The organism is Pseudomonas sp. HS6-2 (assembly GCF_049325675.2).
GTDB classification, from domain to species: Bacteria; Pseudomonadota; Gammaproteobacteria; order Pseudomonadales; family Pseudomonadaceae; genus Aquipseudomonas; species Aquipseudomonas putida_N.
Window position 1 is genome coordinate 5,186,945 of sequence record NZ_CM143906.1, and the last position, 20,241, is coordinate 5,207,185.

Sequence of the window (20,241 nt, forward strand, 5' to 3'; positions counted from 1 at the left end):
TTCTACCTCAGTTTCAGGGTTGCCAGGCCGATCAGTACCAGAATCACGGTGATGATCCAGAAACGGACGATCACGCGTGGCTCAGGCCAGCCCTTGAGTTCAAAGTGGTGGTGAATCGGTGCCATGCGGAACACGCGCTTGCCGGTGAGCTTGAACGAGGCGACCTGAATCACCACCGACAGGGTTTCCATCACGAAGATGCCGCCCATGATGAACAGCACGATCTCCTGGCGCACGATCACGGCGATGGTGCCCAATGCAGCGCCCAGCGCCAGTGCGCCGACGTCGCCCATGAACACCTGGGCCGGATAGGTGTTGAACCAAAGGAAGCCCAGGCCGGCACCGATCAGCGCGCCGCAGAACACGATCAGCTCGCCCGAGCCCGGTACGTAAGGGATCAGCAGGTATTCGGCAAACTTCACGTTACCCGACAGGTAGCAGAAGATACCCAGGGCGCCGCCGACCATCACGGTTGGCATGATCGCCAGGCCATCGAGGCCGTCGGTCAGGTTGACCGCGTTGCTCGAACCGACGATGACGAAATAGGTCAGTACGACGAAGCCGATACCCAGCGGGATGGTGACGTCCTTGAGGAACGGCACGATCAAGGTGGTTTCGACAGTAGTCGGGGCGGTCATGTACAGGAACACTGCCGCGCCCAGGCCGAACACCGACTGCCAGAAGTACTTCCAGCGGCTCGGCAGGCCACGCGAGTTCTTTTCGATCACCTTGCGGTAGTCGTCGACCCAGCCGATGGCACCGAACAGCAGGGTGACGATCAGCACGGTCCAGACATAGCGGTTGGACAGGTCGGCCCACAGCAGGGTGCTGACGCCGATTGCAGACAGGATCAGTGCGCCACCCATGGTCGGAGTGCCGGACTTGGACAGGTGCGATTGCGGGCCGTCGTTACGAACGGCCTGACCGATCTGGCGAATCTGCAGGGTACGGATCATCCACGGCCCCAGCCACAGCGCCAGTGACAACGCGGTCAGTACACCAAGAATCCCGCGCAGGGACAGGTACTGGAAGACCGCGAAGCCCTTGTGGAACTGTTGCAGATACTCGGCCAACAGCAGCAGCATTAATGTTTCTCCCCGCTGGCACCGCACAATGCAGCCACGACGTTTTCCATCGCAGCGCTGCGCGAGCCCTTGATCAAGATAGTGGTGTCGCTGGCAGTCTCGGCGCGAACGGCGTCGATCAGCTCAGCTTGAGTGGCGAAATGACGGCCATTGGCGCCGAACGCCTTGACCGCATGAACCATGTTTGAACCTGTTGCATACACGGCGTCAACCTTGCCGCGTGCGTAATCACCCACCTGCCGGTGGCCTTCTTCCGCCCACTGACCCAGTTCGCCGATATCCCCCAGCACCAGAACGGTGCGCCCGGAAAAGGCGCGGAGTATATCAATGGCCGCGCACATCGAGGTGGGATTTGCGTTGTAGGTATCGTCGATTACCCGCACACCGCTCGGGGCGATTTGCGCCACGGTACGGCCCTTGACCGGCTGCACGGCGTTGAGGCCGGCGGCGATGCCATTCAGGCTCAGACCAACGGCATGGGCAGCGGCGGCAGCGGCCAGGGCGTTGCTGACGTTGTGTTCGCCTAGCACATTGAGTTGCACGTCTACCGTTTCACCCGCGCCATGCAGTTTGAACGACGGGCAGCCACGGGCATCGCGACCGATGTCGCTGGCGTAAAAATCAGCCTGATCGTTGCCACGAGCGAAGCTGATTACCTTGTGCGCACCGGCACGGGCCTTCCAGATGGCGAAGGCTTTGTCGTCCAGGTTGAGAATGGCGATACCGCCCTCGCCCAGGCCTTCGAGGATCTCGCCCTTGGCTTCGACGATCTTCTCGGGGCCGCCGAACTCGCCAACGTGGGCAGTACCGGCGTTGTTGATGATCACCACCTGCGGCTGGGTCAGGCCGACGGTGTAGCGGATTTCACCGATGCGCGAAGCGCCCAGCTCGATCACCGCAGCGCTGTGCTCCGGAGCAATTTCAAGCAAGGTCAGCGGTGCACCTAGGTCGTTGTTCAGGTTGCCGCGGGTGGCATGCACCAGGCCGCGGGTGCGCAAGATGCTGGCGAGCATCTCCTTGACCGTGGTCTTGCCGCTGGAACCGGTGATGGCGACGACTGGCTTGTCGAAGGCAGCGCGGTTCAGCGCACCGAGCTGGCCGAGTGCTACGCGGCAGTCGGCAACCAGCAGCTGCGGCAGATCAACATCGGCAATTTCGCGCTCGACCAGTGCAGCAACGGCGCCTTTGGTTTGCACGTCGGCGAGGTAGTCATGGCCATCGAAGCGTGGCCCGCTCAGGGCAACGAACAACTGGCCGGCAGCAACGCTGCGGCTGTCGATGCTGACACCGGTGAAGCTGGCGTCGGCGTTGACCAGGCGCGCATTCAAAGCGCCGGTCAGCTGGCTGAGGGTCATGGGCTTAAGCATGTGGTGCCTCCCAGGCTGCAAGTGCCTTGTCGGCTTCGATCAGGTCGGAGAAGGCATGGCGCTCGCCATTGATCTCCTGGTAGTCCTCGTGCCCCTTGCCGGCCAGGACGATCACGTCATCGGCAGCAGCGGTGGCGATCAGGTGAGCAATGGCTTCACCACGGCCAGCGACGAACTCGATGTCGGCAGGCTTGGCGAAACCAGGGCGAATGTCGTCGAAGATGCGCAGCGGGTCTTCAGTACGCGGGTTGTCGTCGGTGACCAGCACCCGGTCGGCCAGGCGCTCGGCCACTTCGGCCATCAGCGGGCGCTTGCCGCGATCACGGTCACCACCGCAGCCGAACAGGCACAGCAGCTCGCCGTGAGCATGCGGGCGCAAGGCTTCGAGGACTTTTTCCAGGGCATCAGGGGTATGTGCGTAATCGACCACTACCAGCGGCTTGTCACCGCCACCCAGGCGCTGCATGCGGCCGACCGGGCCCTGCAGGGCGGGGACGACCTTGAGGATCTCCTCCAACGAGTAGTCCAGCGCCAGCAGCGTGGCCACCGCCGCGAGCATGTTGCTCAGGTTGAAGCGACCCAGCAGCTGGCTACGCAGAGTGCGCTCACCTTGAGCGGTGACGAGCGTGGCGCGCACGCCATCATCATCGAAATGCGCTTCGCGGCAGAACAGCGAAGCGTCCGGGTTTTCCAGGCTGTAGCTGAGCAGCCGGGTCTCGATATGATCGACACTCGGGCGGCGAGCAAAATCGTCGGCCAAGCGGCGACCGAAGTCATCATCCAGGTTGACCACCTGGCAACGCAGGCTCGGCCATGCGAACAGCCTGGCCTTGGCGGCCTCGTAGGCCTCCATGCTGCCGTGGTAGTCCAGATGGTCGCGGGACAGGTTGGTCATGACCGCGATATCGAATTCCAGCGCAGCAACACGGCCCTGCTCCAGGGCGTGGGACGAAACCTCCATGGCCACAGCCTTGGCGCCGCCCTTCTTGAGGTCGCTCAAGGTCGACTGCACGGCGATCGGATCGGGCGTGGTCAGGCGGCCGCTCTGCAGCTCGCCATAGAAGCCGGTGCCCAAGGTGCCGATCAGGCCGCAGCGCTGGCCCAGCGCATCGAGCGCCTGAGCCACCAGCTGCGTGACGCTGGTCTTGCCATTGGTGCCGGTGACGCCCACCAGGTTCAGCTGACGGCTCGGCTCGCCGTAGAAGCGCCCGGCAATTTGCGACAGCTGGCCGATCAGACCCTTCACAGGAATCAGCGGTACATCGGTAAGCGGCAGCACGTTGACGCCCTGCTCTTCGTAAGCCACGGCCGCAGCGCCACGCGACAGTGCATCGGCAATGTGCTCACGGCCATCAACCTTGGCACCTGGCACGGCCAGGAACAGGTCGCCCTGACGCACCTGACGGCTATCCAGGGTCAGTTCACGGATCAGCGGATCACGGCTGGCGTGGGCGAAAAGCTTGCTCAATGGCATCGTCATCATCCACGCCCTCCCTTGGCGGGTGCTGCACTGGCCTGCTGCGGATCACTCGGCGGCGGCAGGTTATCTGGCGGCACGTTCATCAGGCGCAGGGTTCCCGACATGACCTTGCTGAATACGGGGGCCGATACCAGACCACCGAAGTAACCACCCTTGCCCGGCTCGTCGATGACCACGACGATGGCGTAGCGCGGGTCGCTCATCGGGCCGAAGCCGGCGAACAGCGAGCGGTAGGCGTTTTCGGTGTAACCCTTGGAGCCGACGGTGGCCTTACGTGCGGTACCGGACTTGCCGGCCACGTGGTAGAACGGCACCTGGGCACGGAACACGCCGCGCGGCGCTTCGATCACCTGCTGCAGCATGCCTTGGACGGTTTCGGCGGTTTCCTTCGGAATGGCCTGCACCGCTTCCGGCGCCTTGTCGACCTTGAGGATCGACAGCGGCACCATCTTGCCGTCGTTGGCCAGCGCCGCGTAGGCGTGCACCAGCTGCAGGGCGGTCACCGACACACCGTAGCCGTAGGACAGGGTCGCAGTTTCAGCCTTGCGCCACTCACGGTGGTTGGGCAGGTTGCCGACGCGCTCGCCCGGGAAGCCGAGGCCGGTGTACTGGCCCAGGCCGACCTGGGACATGACCCGGTAGATGGCCTCGCCGCCGATATCGAAGGCGATCTTGCTCATGCCGACGTTGGATGAGTTGATCAGGATGCCGGTCAGGTCGAGGATCGGGCCCTCGCTCTTGGACACGTCCTTGATGGTGTAGCGACCAATCTGCAGGCTGCCCGGATACACCTCGACCTTGTCGCTCGGCTTCCAGCGGCCACTCTGCAGCGCCGCACTCATCGAGATCGGCTTGACCGTCGAGCCCGGCTCGAACACGTCGATGATCGCCCGGTTACGCATGGCGGCCGGGAACATGCTGCGACGGTTGTTCGGGTTGTAGGTCGGCTGGTTGACCATGGCCAGGACCTCACCGGTCTTGACGTCCATGATCACCAGGCTGCCGGCCTTGGCGTCCTGTTCGGCAATGGCGTTGCGCAGTTCGCGGGTGGCCAGGTATTGCAGGCGCAGGTCGATCGACAACGCCAAGGTCTTGCCGGCCTTGGCGTTCTTGGTGACCTGGATGTCCTTGATCAGCCGGCCGCGCCGATCCTTGATCACTTGCCGCTTACCGGGCACGCCGGCCAGCCATTCATCGTAGGCCAGCTCCACGCCTTCGCGACCATGGTCGTCGAGGTCGGTGAAGCCGACCATGTGCGCGGTCACGTCGCCGGCCGGATAGAAGCGGCGGAATTCTTCCAGTCCATACACGCCCGGGACTTTCAGATCGAGCACGTGCTGGCCCTGCTCCGGGGTCAGGCCGCGGACCAGGTAGATAAACTCTTTATTGGCCTGCTGGGTCAGGCGCTCGGTCAGTTGCTGTGCGTTCTGCCCAAGGGCAGCAGCCAGCTGCGGCCAGCGATCCTTGGCGGCCTGCATTTCCTTGGGGTTGGCCCACAAGGTGGTGACCGGGGTACTGACCGCCAGCGGCTCGCCGTTGCGGTCGGTGATCAGGCCACGGTGCGCAGGAATGGGAATGTGACGCAGGCTGCGAGCATCGCCCTGGCCCTTGAGGAAGTCACGGTCGACTACCTGCAGGTCGATGATGCGCCAGCAGATGGCGCCGACCATCAGGGCCAGCAAGCCGATCACTACCCGGAAGCGCCAGGGGTAGAGTGCGCCTTCGAGCTTCATCATGGCGCCACCATCCGTACTTCGTCAGCTGCAGGCACACGCATCTTCAGCTGTTCGGAGGCCAGGCTCTCGATACGGCTGGAGGCGGTCCAGGTGCTTTGCTCGAGAATCAGCCGGCCCCACTCGGCCTGGGCCTTGTCACGCTCGTTCAACTCGCCGTACAGGGTGTTGAGCAACTGACGATTCCAGTGGGCACTGTAAGACACGGCAATGGCCGAAATGAGCACACCGACAAACAGCAGAAGCATCAGGAAGCTTCCGCCTGGCAGAGGTTTGGCAAATAGCCGGCTCACCGAAGCTTCTCCGCCACCCGCATCACGGCGCTGCGCGACCGCGGGTTGGCCTTGAGTTCGGCTTCGGAGGCAAACTGGGCCTTGCCGATCAGCTTGATCTTCGGCTCGAAGATCTTGTGCTGTACCGGCAGGTTGCGTGGCAGGTTGTCGGCCTCGCCCTTGACCAGTTTGCGCATGAACAGCTTGACGATGCGGTCTTCCAGCGAGTGGAAGCTGATGACCGCCAGACGGCCGCCTACTTCCAGGGCGTCGAGCGCAGCTTCCAGGCCAGTCTCGAGGTCACCCAGCTCGTTATTGACGTGGATACGCAGGCCCTGGAAGGCACGGGTCGCCGGGTTTTTGCCCTTTTCCCAGGCCGGGTTGGCGACCTTGAGCACTTCAGCCAGATCAGCGGTGCGGGTGAAGGGCTGCTTCTCACGGCGCTCGACCACGGCACGGGCCATACGCCCGGCAAAGCGCTCTTCACCGTATTCCTTGAAGACACGGGCAATTTCTTCGACGGGGGCGGTGGCGATGAACTCGGCAGCGCTGATGCCCTGATCCGGATTCATACGCATGTCCAGCGGCCCATCGTTGAGGAAGCTGAAGCCACGCTCGGGGTCATCCAGCTGCGGCGAGGACACGCCCAGGTCAAGCAGGATACCGCTGACCTTGCCGGCCAGACCACGCTCGGCGACTTCCGAGCCGAGCTCGGCAAAACTGCGTTGCACAATGACAAAGCGGCCGTCTTCGGCCGCCAGCGCTTGCCCGGTGGCAATCGCTTGAGGATCTTTGTCGAAGCCCAGCAGCCGCCCTTGCGGTCCGAGTTTGCTGAGGATCAGGCGGCTATGGCCGCCACGCCCGAAGGTGCCGTCCAGATAGCAACCGTCGGCGCGCAGGGCCAATGCCTCGACAGCTTCGTCGAGGAGGACGGTGATGTGGTTGAAGCCGCTATCTATGGTCACAGGATCAGGTCACGCAAATCGTCGGGCATGGCGCCCGGTTGTTGGATAGCTGCAAGGTCGGCTGCCGAAACCGCGTTCCAGGCATCCTCATCCCACAGCTGGAATTTGTTCAGCTGCCCCACCAGCATCGCCTTCTTGTCCAGCTTGGCGTACTCACGCAGGCGGGGCGGCACCAGGAAACGCCCACTGCCATCGAGCTCCAGGTCAACCGCATTACCGATCAGCAAGCGCTGCAGGCGGCGGTTTTCCTCACGCAACGACGGCAAGGCACGCAACTTGGCTTCAATCTGCTCCCACTCATCGAGGGGATAAACACACAAGCAGGGGTCAACAGCGTCGATGGTCACGATCAGCTGACCATTGCAACGCGAATCGAGCTCGTCACGGTACCGGCTCGGCATGGCGAGACGGCCCTTGGCATCGAGGCTGACGGCGTTGGCTCCGCGGAACACGGCTGCGATTCCCCACAATGGTAACTTTTTTGTGCCAGAAAACCCACTTCATCCCACTTTCTGCCACTTGCGCACACTATAGGAATCCGCCCGCTGCACCGTCAAGGCACGTTCATAAGGAAAAGCCTTACAGGACCGAGATTTAGCGCAACAAAGGAATGCGCAAGGACTGCCAGACGGGGAAAAACACGAGAAAAATCAAACCGACTCAAACGAATGCCGTTCGAAGTTAAAGTGAATTATTAAGAGTAAGATCTTTTTGGTATTACCAAGAGGGATCTGCTATCGAATCAAGCAGGAAGGGAAAAGGTGGAGAGTCGATCTGTAAGCCGGGTTTTGTCGAGGACAGTCATTCCTCTACGACGGCCATCACTGGACGCCTCTAGCAACCTACCCGGTTCCGACGCGGGCCACGCCTGATGGAACCCTATTTGGTCTTGCTCCGAGTGGGGTTTACCTAGCCACGAACTGTTGCCAGCCGTGCGGTGCGCTCTTACCGCACCTTTTCACCCTTACCGGCACCGAAGTGCTTAGGCGGTTATTTTCTGTGGCACTTTCCGTAGGCTCGCGCCTCCCAGGCGTTACCTGGCACTCCGCCCTATGGAGCCCGGACTTTCCTCCCCCATCTTTTGCGGAACAAAAGACGGCAGCGACTGTCCGATCGACTCTCCGCCGACAAGGTTAACGGCACGCGCGCGCAAGAACAAGCGATACCGTCAATTATGTCTAATTGCCACTACTGCGCTTTCTGTTTTTCCAGGGCCACTTGATACAACAGGTTCTTGCGCACGCCAGTGATTTCCGCTGCCAATGCCGCCGCCCTTTTCAGTGGCAATTCGGCCAGCAGCAGATCCAATACACGCTGCGCCTCGGCACTGATCGCATCCTCGCCTTCAGGTGCACTCCAGCCACCGACCAGCACCACGCACTCGCCGCGCTGCTGGTTGCTGTCGCCGGCGACGAACGCACGCAGTTCAGCCAACGGCAGGCCTTTGAGGGTCTCGAAGGTCTTGGTCAGCTCGCGCGCCAGCAGCGCCGGGCGCTCGCCGCCGAACACCAGCTCCATGTCTTCGAGACACTCCAGGATGCGGTGAGGTGCCTCGTAGAAGATCAGCGTGCGAGGCTCTTCCTTGACCTGCTCCAGACGGGCCCGACGCCCGGCGGCCTTGGCTGGCAGGAAGCCTTCGAAGATGAAGCGGTCGGAAGGCAGGCCGGCTGCCGAAAGCGCGGCAATCAAGGCGCAGGCGCCTGGCACTGGCACCACGCTGACCCCGGCGGCCCGCGCCTGGCGCACCAGATGGTAGCCCGGGTCGGAAATCAGCGGCGTACCGGCATCGGATACCAGCGCCACATCTTCACCGGCCAGCAGCTTGGTGATGAAGCGCCCGCCCTCGTCGCGCTCGTTGTGCTCATGACAGGCCGCCAGCGGCGTATCGATGCCGAAATGCTGCAACAGGCGGATCGAATGCCGGGTGTCCTCGGCGGCGATCAGGGCGACATCGGCCAGCACCTTGAGCGCCCTGGCGCTCATGTCATCAAGGTTGCCGATGGGGGTCGCGACCACATAAAGCGTCCCCATGGTGGATTTCGAAGCCCCGGCCACATCAGTCACTGCACACATCCTGCCTTTCGGATCAAAGGCGCTATTGTAGCCCGAGCGCCGGTAACAGGGCGCAAAGAACTTCATCGGCGGTCATCGGCCAGACGCCTATAGTGAAGGTTCTGCTAACGGCAGATCGCGCCCCGGCCGCCGCTTGGGTACAATTGCCGGCCAACTTGATCGAGTAACAGGACCTTTACATGATCGCTTGCCTGCGGCTGCTCACAGCCCTCTGCCTCGCTGCCCTGCTGGCAGCCTGCGCCAGCTCGCCCTCATCCAGCCTGGGCGAACTGCCACGCACCCCGGATGCCAGCATCGAGCAACTGCTCGAGAAGGCCGCCACCAGCAAGTCCGCCGAAGACGCTGCCCTGCTGCGCCTGAGCGCTGCCGACCTGGCTTACAAGCAGAAGGACTTCCCACGCGCCGCACGCATCCTCGAGCAGGTGCCGATGGACACGCTCAAGCCGGCCCAGCAGATCTTCGCCGCCACCCTCGGCGCCGAACTGGCCATGAGCCGCAACCAGCCCAAGGCCGCGCTGACCGCGCTGTCCCACCCGAGCCTGCAACACATCGCAGAGCTGCCCGAGCAACAGCAGGTGCGCACCTACAGCGTCCACGCCGCCGCCCTCGAGGCCGACGGCCAGGCCATGGCCGCCGCCCAGCAACGCGTGCTGCTGAGCCCGCTGCTCAGCGGTCAGGCTGCCAGCGCCAACAATGACGCGATCTGGGCCCTGGTCGCTTCGCTGCCAGCGGAGCAGTTGCAACAGCCTGCCAACAACGAAATCCTGGCCGGCTGGACCAGCCTGGCGCTGGCAGTGAAAAGCGCCGGCACCCTGGAGCAGCAGCAGGCTGCCATCGAAGCCTGGCGCAACCAGCACCCTGATCACCCAGCCGCCAAGCAGCTGCCAACGGCCCTGATCAAGCTCAAGGAACTGGCCAGCCAACCGCTGACCAAAATCGCCCTGCTGCTGCCCCAGGAAGGCCCACTGGCCGGCGTTGCCCGCGCCCTGCGTGACGGCTTCATGGCCGCCCACTTCCAGGCCCAGCAGGCAGGCGGGCAAGCGCCTGCCGTGCAGGTCTACGACAGTTCGCGCATCGGCTCGCTCGACGCCTTCTATCGCCAGGCCCAGGCCGATGGCGTGCAACTGGTGGTCGGCCCGCTTGAAAAGCCGCTGGTCAAGCAGCTTGCTGGCAACACCCAGCTGCCCATCACCACCCTCGCCTTGAACTACGCCGACGCCGGCCAGAAAGCACCACCCCAGCTGTTCCAGTTCGGCCTCGCCGCCGAGGACGAAGCCCGCGAAGTGGCACGTCGCGCCCGCGCTGACGGCATGGTCCGCGCCGTGGCCCTGGTACCGAGCGGTGAGTGGGGTGACCGCGTGCTGGCCGCCTTCCGTCAGGACTGGGAAGGCAATGGCGGCACCATCATCGCCGCCGAGCGCATCGCCCAGCCGGTTGCACTGGCCCAGCAGATCGCCAGCCTGTTCCAGTTGCGCCAGAGCGAAGGCCGCGCCCAGAGCCTGCAGAGTACCGTGGGCGGCAACATCGCGGCCCAACCGTCGCGTCGCCAGGACATCGATTTCATCTTCCTCGCCTCGACCCCACAACAGGCACAGCAGATCAAGCCGACCCTGAACTTCCAGTACGCCGGTGACGTACCGGTCTACGCCACCTCGAACCTGTACAGCGCCAGTGGTGACGTCAACCAGTACAACGACATGAACGGCATTCGTTTCTGCGAAACCCCGTGGCTGCTCGACACCAGCAACAGCCTGCGCCAACAGGTCGTGCAGCAGTGGCCGCAAGCCGCAGGCAGCCTCGGCCGCCTGTACGCCATGGGTGTCGACGCCTACAGCCTGGCACCACGCCTGGGCCAGCTGAAGGCATTGCCAGACAACCGCGTGCAAGGCCTGTCCGGCAGCCTGAGCATCAACGCCAGCCAGCGCGTCGAGCGCCAGCTGCCATGGGCCGAGTTCACCGGCGGCCAGGTCAAGCGTCTGCCAGACACCTCGCGCTGATGCCCAAAGCATCGCCGACCAGCGCTGGCCAGGCGGCAGAAACCCAAGCCCTTGAGTACCTTCAAGGGCAAGGCCTGCAACTGCTGACACGCAATTGGCGATGCAAAGGCGGCGAGCTTGATCTGGTCATGCTCGACGCCGATACAGTAGTATTCGTCGAAGTCCGCTACCGGTTGCACGCGGACTTCGGTGGCGCCCTCGGCAGCATTGACGGGCGCAAGCAGAAACGGTTGGTGCTTGCCGCCACTCTGTTCCTGCAGAAGGAGTTCCGCTGGGCCAATCACCCCTGCCGCTTCGATGTTGTCGCCATGCAGGGCAGTCGCCATGCAGGCCAGCCGCTTCAATGGCTGAAAAACGCCTTCGAATGCTGAACCCACTCCGATTTTTTTGCTCTATGTTTCGCGGGCTGGTCCTTGTTGCGCGTAGCAAAGGCCACCGCCCCACTTAAGGTCACCAGATGGACATGCAATCCCGAATTCGCCGGCTGTTCCAGGCCAGCATCGACACCAAGCAACAGGCAATGGACATCCTGGCACCGCACATCGAGCAGGCTAGCCTGGTCATGGTCAATGCGCTGCTCAACGAGGGCAAGATGCTCGCCTGCGGCAATGGCGGCTCGGCCGGCGATGCCCAGCACTTCTCTTCGGAGTTGCTCAACCGCTTCGAGCGTGAGCGCCCGAGCCTGCCGGCCATCGCCCTGACCACTGACAGCTCGACACTGACCTCGATCGCCAACGACTACAGCTACAACGAGATCTTCTCCAAGCAGATCCGCGCCCTGGGCCAGCCCGGCGACGTGCTGCTGGCGATTTCGACCAGCGGCAACTCTGCCAACGTGATTCAAGCGATCCAGGCCGCACATGATCGCGAAATGATTGTCGTAGCATTGACCGGACGTGACGGCGGCGGCATGGCCTCGCTGCTGCTGCCCGAAGACGTGGAAATCCGCGTACCGTCGACGGTCACCGCACGTATCCAGGAAGTCCACCTGCTGGCGATCCACTGCCTGTGCGATCTGATCGACAGCCAACTGTTCGGGAGTGAAGAATGACCCCCATACGCCTCGGCCTGATGGCCCTGACCCTGTGCCTGAGCGTCACCGGCTGCAGCTCGGTACTGACCTCGACCCGCAACTCGCCAATCGAGGATGATCGCGGCACCCGTACCATCGGCAGCAAGATCGACGACTCGCTGATCGAAACCAAGGCTTCGGTCAACATCGCCAAGGCCAGCCCAGACCTGGACAAGAGCTCGCACATCGTCGTCAGCAGCTACAACGGCATCGTCCTGCTCGCCGGGCAAACCCCGCGCGCCGATCTCAAGAGCCTGGCCGAACAGACTGCCAGCCAGGTCCAGCGGGTGAAGAAGGTGCACAACGAGCTGCAGGTGATGCAGCCCTCCTCCATCCTGGCGCGCAACAACGATGCCTGGTTGACCACCAAGATCAAGACCCAGATGCTCACCGACAATGCGGTGCCCAGCTCGCGCATCAAGGTGATCACCGAGAACGGCATCGTCTACCTGCTGGGCCTGGTGACTCAGCAGGAGGCCAACTCTGCCACTGCCGTGGTACAGGGTGTGTCTGGCGTGCAGAAGATCGTCAAGCTGTTCGAGTACATCGACTGATTCAGTTGCCGCCGTTACCAGTCACTGACTGGTATCGGCAGCAGCTTGCCCCACCTGTTCAATTTCCAGGAAATACCGCATGAAAAAGCTTTTGCTGCCCGCCCTGCTGTTCGGCACCTTCGCCACCCTGGCCGGCTGCTCCACCCCAAGCCTGATCACCCTCAACGACGGCCGCGAAATCCAGGCAGTGGACGCTCCACACTTCGACAAGGACTCGGGCTTCTACGAGTTCCAGCAGCTCGACGGCAAGCGTACCCGCATCAACCGGGACCAGGTCCGCACCATCAGCGACCTGTAAGCACCGCGTCGCGGCAAATAAAAAGGCGATCCATTTGGATCGCCTTTTTTGTTACTTGACCACCTTCAGGCTGGGTCGCCCGCTTGGGCGTGGCGGCTGCCCACCCCCTTCCGGCGGGCCATCGTCATCAGGCTCGACACCCTCGTCTTCCAGCTCATCATCCTCCATCAGCGGCGGTTCGAGCTCGAATACCATGCCCTGGCCATTCTCCCGGGCATAGATACCCAGGATGGCGCCCGCTGGCACGAACAACGAATGGGCAACGCCACTGAAGCGCCCCTCGAAACTCACTGCGTCGTTGTCCATGTGCAGGTTGCGCACGGCACTCGGCGAAATGTTCAGGACGATCTGGCCATCACTGGCAAAACCTTGTGGCACCTGGACCGCCGGAAATTCGGCATTGACCAGCATATGGGGGGTGCAATCGTTGTCGACGATCCACTCGTACAGTGCTCGAACCAGGTAGGGGCGACTGGAGTTCATCAACGGCTCCTTAAAGCTTGCGCATTTCACGTTCAACAGAGGACAGGCTCGCCTGGAACGGCTCGCGGGCGAACTGTCGCTCCATGTATTCCAGCAGCGGCTTGGCCTGCCGCGGCAATTCGATACCCATTACCGGCAAACGCCATAATATGGGCAATAGACAACAGTCGACCAGACTTTGCTCCTCACTCATGAAGCAAGCAAACTCGCCGAACAGCGGCGAGACGCCGGTCAGGCTTTCGCGCAGCGCCTTGCGCGCCTCGGTACGGGCGCCCTCAGCGCTGCGCGGGTCGAGAATGGTATCCGCCAGGGCGCACCAGTCACGCTGGATGCGATGCATCAGCAGACGGCTGTTGCCACGCGCGACCGGATATACCGGCATCAGCGGCGGATGCGGATAACGCTCCTCGAGGTATTCCATGACCACGGTCGACTCATACAACGCCAGGTCACGATCGACCAGGGTCGGCACACTGCCGTAAGGGTTCACCTCTGCCAGCTTGGCTGGCAGCCGTGCAGGATCGACGTCGATGACCTGCACGCTGACGCCCTTCTCGGCAAGCACGAGGCGTACCCGATGAGAATAATGGTCAGCAGGGTCGGAATAACAGGCTAACCGGTTGGTTGCGCCCATGTAGCGCCTCCTCGCAGGGGATGCTTGTAAAACTCTAAATGAAAACGCGCCCGCGGGGCCCTGGCACATGTGCCAGGGCCCCGCGGGCGCGTTCAACTACCAGAAATTACTGCGTGATCAGTGCACGTCCTTCCAGTATTCGCGCTTGAGCAAGTAGGCAAATACGAAGAAGAAAGCCAGGTACAGCAACACGTAGGTACCGATGCGCTGGCTTTCCAGTTTGACCGGGTTGGCCGAATAGGCCAGGAAGGTCACCAGGTTCTTGACCTTCTCGTCGAACTGCTCGGTGTTCAGGGTACCGGAATTCGGCGTAATGGTCAGCTGGTCACAGGCTTCATGGGTAAGCGGGCTACCCGTCAATGGGTCGAATTGCTTCTTGCCATCCACCACCATCTGCACCTGCTTGCAGCCAACCACCTGGTTGCCTTGCAGGCCGACCAGCACGTTGGGCATGCCGACGTTCGGGAACACCTTGTTGTTGACCCCGTACGGGCGCGACTTGTCTTCATAGAAGCTGCGCAGGTAGGTGTACAGCCAGTCGGTACCCCGCACCCGGGCGACCAGGGTCAGGTCGGGTGGCGCGGCGCCGAACCAGGTCTTGGCGTCGCTGGGCTGCATGCCGATCTGCATGTGGTCACCGATCTTGGCACCGGTGAACACCAACTTCTCGAGCATCAACTCATGAGGGATGCCAAGATCATCGGCAACCCTCTCGTAACGCTGGAACTTGGCGCTGTGGCAACCCATGCAATAGTTGGCAAAGGTTCGCGCACCGTCCTGCATGGCTGCCTTGTCGGTCAGATCGATATCGACCTTGTCCAGCTCCAGGCCCTGTTCGGCAGCGAAGGAAAAGGCAGGCATCACTGCCAGCAAAAATACTGCAATCAACTTTTTCATCAGCCAGTCACCCTTTCCGGAACCGGTTTGGTCTTCTCGAGCCTTGTGTAGAACGGCATCAGCAGGAAGTAGGCGAAATACAGCACCGTGCACACCTGCGACAGCAAGGTACGCCCAGGTGTAGGCGCCAGTACGCCGAGGATACCGAGGATGACGAAGGCAATGCAGAACACCAGCAGGAAGACCTTGCTGATCCAGCCCTTGTAGCGCATGGAACGCACCGGGCTGCGGTCGAGCCAGGGCAGCACGAACAACACGGCGATCGCAGCACCCATGGCGATTACGCCCATGAGCTTGTCAGGTACCGCTCGCAGGATCGCGTAGAACGGCGTGAAGTACCACACAGGGGCAATATGCTCGGGCGTCTTGAACGCGTTCGCTTGCTCGAAGTTAGGTTTTTCCAGGAAGTAACCGCCCATTTCCGGGAAGAAGAACACCACGGCGCAGAACACGAAGAGGAACACCACCACACCGACAATGTCCTTGACGGTGTAATAAGGATGGAACGGAATGCCGTCGAGCGGAATGCCGTTTTCGTCCTTTTTCTTCTTGATGTCGACACCATCGGGGTTGTTCGAACCCACTTCGTGCAGGGCCAGGATGTGCAGCACCACCAGGCCGAGAATCACGATCGGCAGGGCCACCACGTGCAAGGCGAAGAAGCGGTTCAGGGTGATGCCCGAGATCAGGTAGTCACCACGAATCCACTGGGTCAGGTCGCCACCGATCACCGGAATGGCGCCGAACAGCGAGATGATCACCTGGGCACCCCAGTACGACATCTGCCCCCATGGCAGTAGATAACCCATGAAGGCTTCAGCCATCAGCGCCAGGTAGATCAGCATGCCGAACAGCCACACCAGCTCACGAGGCTTCTGGTAGGAGCCGTAGAGCAGGCCGCGGAACATGTGCAGGTAGACCACGATGAAGAACGCCGAAGCACCGGTGGAATGCAGGTAGCGCAGGATCCAGCCGTATTCGACGTCACGCATGATGTACTCGACCGAGGCGAAGGCCTCTTCCGCCGAGGGTGTGAAACTCATGGTCAGCCACACGCCAGTGACGATCTGGTTGACCAGCACCAGCAGCGCCAGCGAGCCGAAGAAATACAGGAAGTTGAAGTTCTTGGGCGCGTAATACTTGCTCAGGTGGTCTTCCCACATCTTGGTGGCGGGGAAGCGAGCGTCAATCCAGTCCATGAACTTGCTCATCATGCTTTCTCCTGGTCGACGCCGATGACGACAATGTCGTCCGACTCATAAGAATGCGGCGGCACTGGCAGGTTGAGAGGCGCCGGCTGCGACTTGTAGACACGGCCTGCCAGGTCGTAGTGGGAGCCGTGGCAAGGGCAGAAATAACCACCGACCCACTTCGGCCCGAGGTCTGCGGGCGCGACTTCCGGGCGGAAGGTCGGCGAGCAGCCGAGGTGCGTGCAGAGGCCGACGAGAATGAGGATTTCCGGCTTGATCGAGCGAACCTCGGGGTCGACATAGGTCGGCTGCACCGAACTCTTCGATTGAGGGTCGGAGAGGTCACCCTCGATCTTCTTCAGGTTGCCAAGGATCTCCTGCGTTCGCCGAACGATGAACACCGGCTGGCCACGCCACTCGGCAACCATCTGCTGCCCAGGCTCGACCTTGGCAATATTGACCTTCACCGGTGCGCCGGCCGCCTTCGCCTTGGCACTGGGAAACCATGACCCCACGAACGGTACCGCAGCCCCCACTGCCCCCGCTGCCCCGACCACGGATGTCGCGGCTACGAGGAAGCGGCGCCGGCCTGCGTTGACGCCGTCATTGCTCATTCAGTCCTCTCCCATCAGCTTTGCTTGGCCAGTTGGACCTGGCCTGTACTTAGGTTGTGTCAGTGGCGCTAAAAATTGGTCGTCATGGTAAGAAACAAATCCACACAGTGACAAGGTGATTACCCCCACCAGGAGCTATAACCCGCGCTTTGCTTGATCTGCGTCTATGCGACAAGTGGTCACCGACATGCTGACAGGTTAGTTCAAGCACAAAAAAAAGCCCGGTTCCAAGGAACCGGGCTTTTTTCGACTGCCGAAGCGGTATTAACGCTTGGAGTACTGAGGACGCTTACGCGCTTTACGCAGACCCACTTTCTTACGCTCGACTTCACGAGCGTCGCGGGTGACGTAGCCAGCACGACGCAGAGCGCCACGCAGGGTTTCGTCGTATTCCATCAGAGCGCGGGTGATACCGTGACGGATCGCACCGGCCTGACCGCTGACACCACCACCGGAAACGGTGACGTAGATGTCGAACTTCTCAGTGGACTCGGTCAGCTCGAGCGGCTGGCGAACAACCATGCGAGCGGTTTCGCGACCGAAGAACACGTCCAGAGAACGGTTGTTGATGGAAATGTTACCAGTACCCGGACGCAGGAAAACGCGAGCGGTTGCGGTCTTGCGACGGCCAGTGCCGTAATTTTGAGTCGCCGACATAATGAACTTTCCCGTTAGATCTTCAGTTCTTGAGGCTGCTGAGCAGTGTGTGGGTGAGCAGCACCCGCGTACACTTTCAGCTTACGGTACATGTCGCGACCCAGCGGGTTCTTAGGCAGCATGCCCTTGACCGCGGTTTCGATAACACGCTCAGGGGCCTTGGCGATCAACTTCTCGAAGTTGATTTCCTTGATGCCGCCTGGGAAACCGGAGTGGGAGTAGTACATTTTGTCGGAAGACTTGGCACCAGTCACACGAACCTGTTCAGCGTTGATGACGACGATGTAGTCGCCGGTGTCAACGTGAGGGGTGTATTCTGGTTTGTGCTTGCCACGCAGACGGGTAGCGATTTCGGTAGCCAGACGACCCAGGGTCTGGCCAGCGGCGTCAACTACGAACCACTCGCGCTTTACTGTTTCCGGTTTAGCAGTAAAAGTTTTCATTCTCTAAAGCCTCAGAGGCCGCCCAGCGAAAAATAGACGGCGAATCTTACTGGATAGTGCACAACTTGCCAAGGGCAAGCGCGCAGCCGAACGCTGACGCTTTTGGGGGCTCGGGTCGGGCACGCCAATGTTCGACGGGGTTCTTCCTGCGTGGTGGTGCATCACTTCCGCCACACGGAGAGGGGCAGAATTATCCAGATTGCGCGAAAAATTTCAACCTGCTTTGATGGGCTTCTTTTGCCAAGGAGTGTTTTCCCGATGGAATACCGCAAGCTCGGCCGTACCGACCTCGGCGTCAGCGCCCTGTGCCTGGGCACCATGACCTGGGGCGAGCAGAACACCCAGGACGAGGCCTTCGAGCAGATCAAGCTGGCCAAGGCCAGCGGCATCAACTTCATCGATACCGCCGAGATGTACCCGGTGCCGCCCCGTCCGGAAACCTATGCCGCCACCGAGCGCATCATCGGCAACTGGTTCCGGGCCAACGGTGATCGCGATGACTGGGTCCTGGCCAGCAAGGTTGCCGGCCCGGGCAATGGCATCAGCCACATCCGTGACGGCCAGCTCAAGCACAACCGCCAGCACATCGTCGCCGCACTGGACGAGAGCCTCAAGCGCCTGCACACCGACCGCATCGACCTCTACCAGTTGCACTGGCCGGAGCGCAGCACCAACTTCTTCGGCAAACTGGGTTACCAGCACCTGGCCAACGACCTGTTCACCCCGCTGGAAGAAACCCTCGAAGTGCTCGACGAGCAGGTGCGTGCCGGCAAGATCCGCCACATCGGCCTGTCCAACGAAACCCCGTGGGGCACCATGAAGTTCCTGCAACTGGCCGACAGCCGTGGCTGGCCGCGGGCGGTGTCGATCCAGAACCCTTACAACCTGCTCAACCGCAGCTTCGAAGTGGGCCTGGCGGAAGTGGCGATCCGCGAGCAATGCGGCCTGCTGGCCTATTCGCCACTGGCGTTCGGCATGCTCTCGGGCAAGTACGAGAATGGTGCCCGACCAGAGAAAGGCCGCCTGACCCTGTTCAGCCGCTTCGCCCGCTATTCCAATCCGCAGACCGTGGCGGCCTGCAGCCGATATGTGCAGCTGGCCCTGGCCCATGGCCTGGACCCGGCCCAGATGGCCCTGGCGTTCGTGACCCGACAGCCGTTCGTGACCAGCAATATCATCGGCGCGACCGACCTGGTGCAACTTCAGAGCAACCTCGACAGCCTGCAACTGAGCCTCAACGACGAACTGCTCGCGGCAATCGAGGCAATCCATCAGGAGCAGCCGAACCCGGCGCCTTGAACCGCATGGGCCGCTTTGCGGCCCCTCTGCGACACGGGGTAGACACAATCGCCAAAAAATAAGACGATCCAGCCGGTGATTGACCACTCTACCCTATAAGAACAATGACAATGATGTTTACCCAACCCTCCGCGTCGTTGCGGCGCGTCAGCATCCTGGCCATTGACAAGGTGTTCGCTTCGACCCTGATGCAGGCCAAGGATTTCTTCCACCTCGCCAGCTTGCGCTACAGCAAGCAGCTGGGCCTGGGCTTGCAGCCCATGTTCGAGATTCACCTGGTGAGCCCCGATGCCCAGCCGGTAGACAGCTTCAGCAATGTGCAGCTGCCGGTCGATGGCGGCCTCGATGATGCCGACGTGATCATCCTCCCGGCCTTCTGGGAGGATTTCGACAACCTGCTGCAACGTTATCCACAGGTGCTGCCTTGGCTGCGCGAACAGCACGCCCGTGGCGCCGTGCTGTGCGCCGAAGCCAGCGGGGTGTTCTGGCTGGCAGAATCCGGCCTGCTCGACGGTAAGGAAGCGACCACCTACTGGCGCTTCTTCAACAGCTTCACCGAGCGCTTCCCGAAGATCCGCCTGAACCAGGACAAGCACCTGACCGACGCCGACAATCTGTACTGCGCCGGCGGCACCACATCGGCCTGCGACCTGTACATCTACCTGATCGAGCGTTTCTGCGGCGCCAATGTGGCGCGTGCCGTGGCCCGCGACATCCTCTACGAAGTGCAGCGCAACTACACGCCAGGGCGCATGGGCTTCGGCGGCCAGAAGCTGCACCAGGACCTGATCATCCTGCAGATCCAGCACTGGCTGGAGGAACACTTCGCCGACAAGTTCCGCTTCGAGGATGTGGCCCGCAACCATGGCATGAGCATCCGTAACTTCATGCGCCGCTTCCAGGGAGCGACTGGCGACAAGCCGTTGCACTACCTGCAGCGGCTACGCATCGAGACGGCCAAGGGGCTGCTGTCGAGCACGCGCAAGAGCATCAAGACCATCAGTTATGAGGTCGGCTATGACGATGCGAGTTTCTTTGCGCGGTTGTTCCGCCAGCACACGGAGTTGTCGCCGAACCAGTATCGGCAGCAGTTCATGCAAGAGGCTTGAGGCCTAGGGGCTGCTTTGC

Annotated in this window: 22 protein-coding genes and 1 other RNA gene; 7 read left to right on the forward strand and 16 right to left on the reverse strand. The window is 61.8% G+C overall.

Going from position 1 to position 20,241, the window contains the following annotated elements; all coding sequences use genetic code 11:
- Positions 1-2: 2 nt before the first annotated feature.
- From mraY to rsmI, 9 genes are all read right to left on the reverse strand, one after another.
- Positions 3-1,085 (reverse strand): phospho-N-acetylmuramoyl-pentapeptide-transferase, encoded by a 1,083-nt coding sequence (gene mraY, locus ACOKS3_RS24205; protein ID WP_054884625.1) that lies wholly within the window; start codon positions 1,083-1,085, stop codon positions 3-5.
- The gene (locus ACOKS3_RS24210; RefSeq protein WP_103449221.1) at positions 1,085-2,452 is read right to left on the reverse strand and encodes a UDP-N-acetylmuramoyl-tripeptide--D-alanyl-D-alanine ligase; all 1,368 of its coding nucleotides are present in this window, start codon (positions 2,450-2,452) and stop codon (positions 1,085-1,087) included. Before ACOKS3_RS24210 ends, mraY begins: the two co-directional genes overlap by 1 nt.
- On the reverse strand, positions 2,445-3,935 hold the full coding sequence (locus ACOKS3_RS24215) for a UDP-N-acetylmuramoyl-L-alanyl-D-glutamate--2,6-diaminopimelate ligase (protein WP_374755324.1): 1,491 nt from the start codon (positions 3,933-3,935) through the stop codon (positions 2,445-2,447). Before ACOKS3_RS24215 ends, ACOKS3_RS24210 begins: the two co-directional genes overlap by 8 nt.
- Positions 3,932-5,665 carry a peptidoglycan D,D-transpeptidase FtsI family protein gene (locus ACOKS3_RS24220; protein ID WP_181004563.1) on the reverse strand — a complete coding sequence of 578 codons (1,734 nt, stop codon included), beginning with the start codon at positions 5,663-5,665 and terminating at the stop codon, positions 3,932-3,934. Before ACOKS3_RS24220 ends, ACOKS3_RS24215 begins: the two co-directional genes overlap by 4 nt.
- Positions 5,665-5,958: a cell division protein FtsL gene (ftsL, locus tag ACOKS3_RS24225; protein WP_103449219.1), complete on the reverse strand. Its 294-nt coding sequence runs from the start codon at positions 5,956-5,958 to the stop codon at positions 5,665-5,667. The genes ACOKS3_RS24220 and ftsL overlap by 1 nt, the downstream gene beginning before the upstream one ends.
- Positions 5,955-6,902 (reverse strand): 16S rRNA (cytosine(1402)-N(4))-methyltransferase RsmH, encoded by a 948-nt coding sequence (gene rsmH, locus ACOKS3_RS24230; protein WP_103449218.1) that lies wholly within the window; start codon positions 6,900-6,902, stop codon positions 5,955-5,957. Before rsmH ends, ftsL begins: the two co-directional genes overlap by 4 nt.
- Positions 6,899-7,354, reverse strand: coding sequence for a division/cell wall cluster transcriptional repressor MraZ (mraZ, locus tag ACOKS3_RS24235; RefSeq protein WP_011535546.1), 456 nt, complete (start codon positions 7,352-7,354; stop codon positions 6,899-6,901). The genes rsmH and mraZ overlap by 4 nt, the downstream gene beginning before the upstream one ends.
- Before the next feature lie 309 nt (positions 7,355-7,663).
- An RNA gene (gene rnpB / locus ACOKS3_RS24240) (RNase P RNA component class A) lies at positions 7,664-8,023 on the reverse strand.
- A 67-nt stretch (positions 8,024-8,090) separates the two neighbouring features.
- Positions 8,091-8,933 (reverse strand): 16S rRNA (cytidine(1402)-2'-O)-methyltransferase, encoded by an 843-nt coding sequence (gene rsmI / locus ACOKS3_RS24245; protein WP_181004561.1) that lies wholly within the window; start codon positions 8,931-8,933, stop codon positions 8,091-8,093.
- Between the two features lie 221 nt (positions 8,934-9,154).
- Between rsmI and ACOKS3_RS24250 the strand changes: the two genes are divergently transcribed.
- The 5 genes from ACOKS3_RS24250 to ACOKS3_RS24270 all read left to right on the forward strand — a co-directional run bounded on the left by ACOKS3_RS24250 (position 9,155) and on the right by ACOKS3_RS24270 (position 12,896).
- Positions 9,155-10,972 (forward strand): penicillin-binding protein activator, encoded by a 1,818-nt coding sequence (locus ACOKS3_RS24250; RefSeq protein WP_422763760.1) that lies wholly within the window; start codon positions 9,155-9,157, stop codon positions 10,970-10,972.
- On the forward strand, positions 10,972-11,343 hold the full coding sequence (locus ACOKS3_RS24255; RefSeq protein WP_103449215.1) for a YraN family protein: 372 nt from the start codon (positions 10,972-10,974) through the stop codon (positions 11,341-11,343). The genes ACOKS3_RS24250 and ACOKS3_RS24255 overlap by 1 nt, the downstream gene beginning before the upstream one ends.
- 86 nt (positions 11,344-11,429) lie before the next feature.
- The gene (locus tag ACOKS3_RS24260; RefSeq protein WP_008097558.1) at positions 11,430-12,023 is read left to right on the forward strand and encodes a phosphoheptose isomerase; all 594 of its coding nucleotides are present in this window, start codon (positions 11,430-11,432) and stop codon (positions 12,021-12,023) included.
- A complete protein-coding gene (locus tag ACOKS3_RS24265) occupies positions 12,020-12,598 on the forward strand; it encodes a BON domain-containing protein (RefSeq protein WP_085675072.1) in 579 nt (192 codons plus the stop codon). The genes ACOKS3_RS24260 and ACOKS3_RS24265 overlap by 4 nt, the downstream gene beginning before the upstream one ends.
- A 79-nt stretch (positions 12,599-12,677) precedes the next feature.
- Positions 12,678-12,896 (forward strand): YgdI/YgdR family lipoprotein, encoded by a 219-nt coding sequence (locus tag ACOKS3_RS24270; protein ID WP_103449214.1) that lies wholly within the window; start codon positions 12,678-12,680, stop codon positions 12,894-12,896.
- A 51-nt stretch (positions 12,897-12,947) separates the two neighbouring features.
- Here the strand turns inward: ACOKS3_RS24270 and ACOKS3_RS24275 are convergent, their stop codons facing one another.
- From ACOKS3_RS24275 to rplM, 7 genes are all read right to left on the reverse strand, one after another.
- Entirely contained in the window at positions 12,948-13,379 is a 432-nt protein-coding gene (locus ACOKS3_RS24275; RefSeq protein ID WP_103449213.1) for a ClpXP protease specificity-enhancing factor, read from the reverse strand.
- A 10-nt stretch (positions 13,380-13,389) separates the two neighbouring features.
- Positions 13,390-14,013 carry a glutathione S-transferase N-terminal domain-containing protein gene (locus tag ACOKS3_RS24280; protein ID WP_103449212.1) on the reverse strand — a complete coding sequence of 208 codons (624 nt, stop codon included), beginning with the start codon at positions 14,011-14,013 and terminating at the stop codon, positions 13,390-13,392.
- A gap of 117 nt (positions 14,014-14,130) precedes the next feature.
- The gene (locus ACOKS3_RS24285) at positions 14,131-14,910 is read right to left on the reverse strand and encodes a cytochrome c1 (RefSeq protein ID WP_103449211.1); all 780 of its coding nucleotides are present in this window, start codon (positions 14,908-14,910) and stop codon (positions 14,131-14,133) included.
- The gene (locus tag ACOKS3_RS24290) at positions 14,910-16,121 is read right to left on the reverse strand and encodes a cytochrome b (protein ID WP_016395499.1); all 1,212 of its coding nucleotides are present in this window, start codon (positions 16,119-16,121) and stop codon (positions 14,910-14,912) included. The genes ACOKS3_RS24285 and ACOKS3_RS24290 overlap by 1 nt, the downstream gene beginning before the upstream one ends.
- On the reverse strand, positions 16,121-16,714 hold the full coding sequence (gene petA / locus ACOKS3_RS24295; RefSeq protein ID WP_016395498.1) for a ubiquinol-cytochrome c reductase iron-sulfur subunit: 594 nt from the start codon (positions 16,712-16,714) through the stop codon (positions 16,121-16,123). The genes ACOKS3_RS24290 and petA overlap by 1 nt, the downstream gene beginning before the upstream one ends.
- 264 nt (positions 16,715-16,978) lie before the next feature.
- Positions 16,979-17,371, reverse strand: coding sequence for a 30S ribosomal protein S9 (gene rpsI / locus ACOKS3_RS24300; protein ID WP_103449210.1), 393 nt, complete (start codon positions 17,369-17,371; stop codon positions 16,979-16,981).
- Between the two features lie 14 nt (positions 17,372-17,385).
- A complete protein-coding gene (gene rplM / locus ACOKS3_RS24305) occupies positions 17,386-17,814 on the reverse strand; it encodes a 50S ribosomal protein L13 (RefSeq protein WP_003251819.1) in 429 nt (142 codons plus the stop codon).
- A 258-nt stretch (positions 17,815-18,072) separates the two neighbouring features.
- Between rplM and ACOKS3_RS24310 the strand changes: the two genes are divergently transcribed.
- Together ACOKS3_RS24310 and ACOKS3_RS24315 are read left to right on the forward strand one after the other, a co-directional pair.
- Positions 18,073-19,113 (forward strand): NADP(H)-dependent aldo-keto reductase, encoded by a 1,041-nt coding sequence (locus ACOKS3_RS24310; protein ID WP_103449209.1) that lies wholly within the window; start codon positions 18,073-18,075, stop codon positions 19,111-19,113.
- Between the two features lie 188 nt (positions 19,114-19,301).
- Positions 19,302-20,222 (forward strand): GlxA family transcriptional regulator, encoded by a 921-nt coding sequence (locus ACOKS3_RS24315; RefSeq protein ID WP_178120030.1) that lies wholly within the window; start codon positions 19,302-19,304, stop codon positions 20,220-20,222.
- The last annotated feature ends 19 nt before the right edge of the window (positions 20,223-20,241 follow it).

Excerpts from the sequence above, each read along its gene's own strand:
- ACOKS3_RS24210 (WP_103449221.1), bottom strand. The coding sequence starts at position 2,452 with ATGCTTAAGCCCATGACCCTCAGCCAGCTGACCGGCGCTTTGAATGCG.
- ACOKS3_RS24265 (WP_085675072.1), top strand. The coding sequence starts at position 12,020 with ATGACCCCCATACGCCTCGGCCTGATGGCCCTGACCCTGTGCCTGAGC.
- rsmI (WP_181004561.1), bottom strand. The coding sequence starts at position 8,933 with ATGGGGACGCTTTATGTGGTCGCGACCCCCATCGGCAACCTTGATGAC.
- ACOKS3_RS24270 (WP_103449214.1), top strand. The coding sequence starts at position 12,678 with ATGAAAAAGCTTTTGCTGCCCGCCCTGCTGTTCGGCACCTTCGCCACC.
- ACOKS3_RS24315 (WP_178120030.1), top strand. The coding sequence starts at position 19,302 with ATGCAGGCCAAGGATTTCTTCCACCTCGCCAGCTTGCGCTACAGCAAG.
- ACOKS3_RS24275 (WP_103449213.1), bottom strand. The coding sequence starts at position 13,379 with ATGAACTCCAGTCGCCCCTACCTGGTTCGAGCACTGTACGAGTGGATC.
- ACOKS3_RS24280 (WP_103449212.1), bottom strand. The coding sequence starts at position 14,013 with ATGGGCGCAACCAACCGGTTAGCCTGTTATTCCGACCCTGCTGACCAT.
- ACOKS3_RS24220 (WP_181004563.1), bottom strand. The coding sequence starts at position 5,665 with ATGAAGCTCGAAGGCGCACTCTACCCCTGGCGCTTCCGGGTAGTGATC.
- ACOKS3_RS24260 (WP_008097558.1), top strand. The coding sequence starts at position 11,430 with ATGGACATGCAATCCCGAATTCGCCGGCTGTTCCAGGCCAGCATCGAC.
- ACOKS3_RS24310 (WP_103449209.1), top strand. The coding sequence starts at position 18,073 with ATGGAATACCGCAAGCTCGGCCGTACCGACCTCGGCGTCAGCGCCCTG.
- rpsI (WP_103449210.1), bottom strand. The coding sequence starts at position 17,371 with ATGTCGGCGACTCAAAATTACGGCACTGGCCGTCGCAAGACCGCAACC.
- ACOKS3_RS24215 (WP_374755324.1), bottom strand. The coding sequence starts at position 3,935 with ATGATGACGATGCCATTGAGCAAGCTTTTCGCCCACGCCAGCCGTGAT.
- ACOKS3_RS24250 (WP_422763760.1), top strand. The coding sequence starts at position 9,155 with ATGATCGCTTGCCTGCGGCTGCTCACAGCCCTCTGCCTCGCTGCCCTG.
- ACOKS3_RS24285 (WP_103449211.1), bottom strand. The coding sequence starts at position 14,910 with ATGAAAAAGTTGATTGCAGTATTTTTGCTGGCAGTGATGCCTGCCTTT.
- ACOKS3_RS24255 (WP_103449215.1), top strand. The coding sequence starts at position 10,972 with ATGCCCAAAGCATCGCCGACCAGCGCTGGCCAGGCGGCAGAAACCCAA.
- rplM (WP_003251819.1), bottom strand. The coding sequence starts at position 17,814 with ATGAAAACTTTTACTGCTAAACCGGAAACAGTAAAGCGCGAGTGGTTC.
- petA (WP_016395498.1), bottom strand. The coding sequence starts at position 16,714 with ATGAGCAATGACGGCGTCAACGCAGGCCGGCGCCGCTTCCTCGTAGCC.
- ACOKS3_RS24290 (WP_016395499.1), bottom strand. The coding sequence starts at position 16,121 with ATGAGCAAGTTCATGGACTGGATTGACGCTCGCTTCCCCGCCACCAAG.
- mraY (WP_054884625.1), bottom strand. The coding sequence starts at position 1,085 with ATGCTGCTGCTGTTGGCCGAGTATCTGCAACAGTTCCACAAGGGCTTC.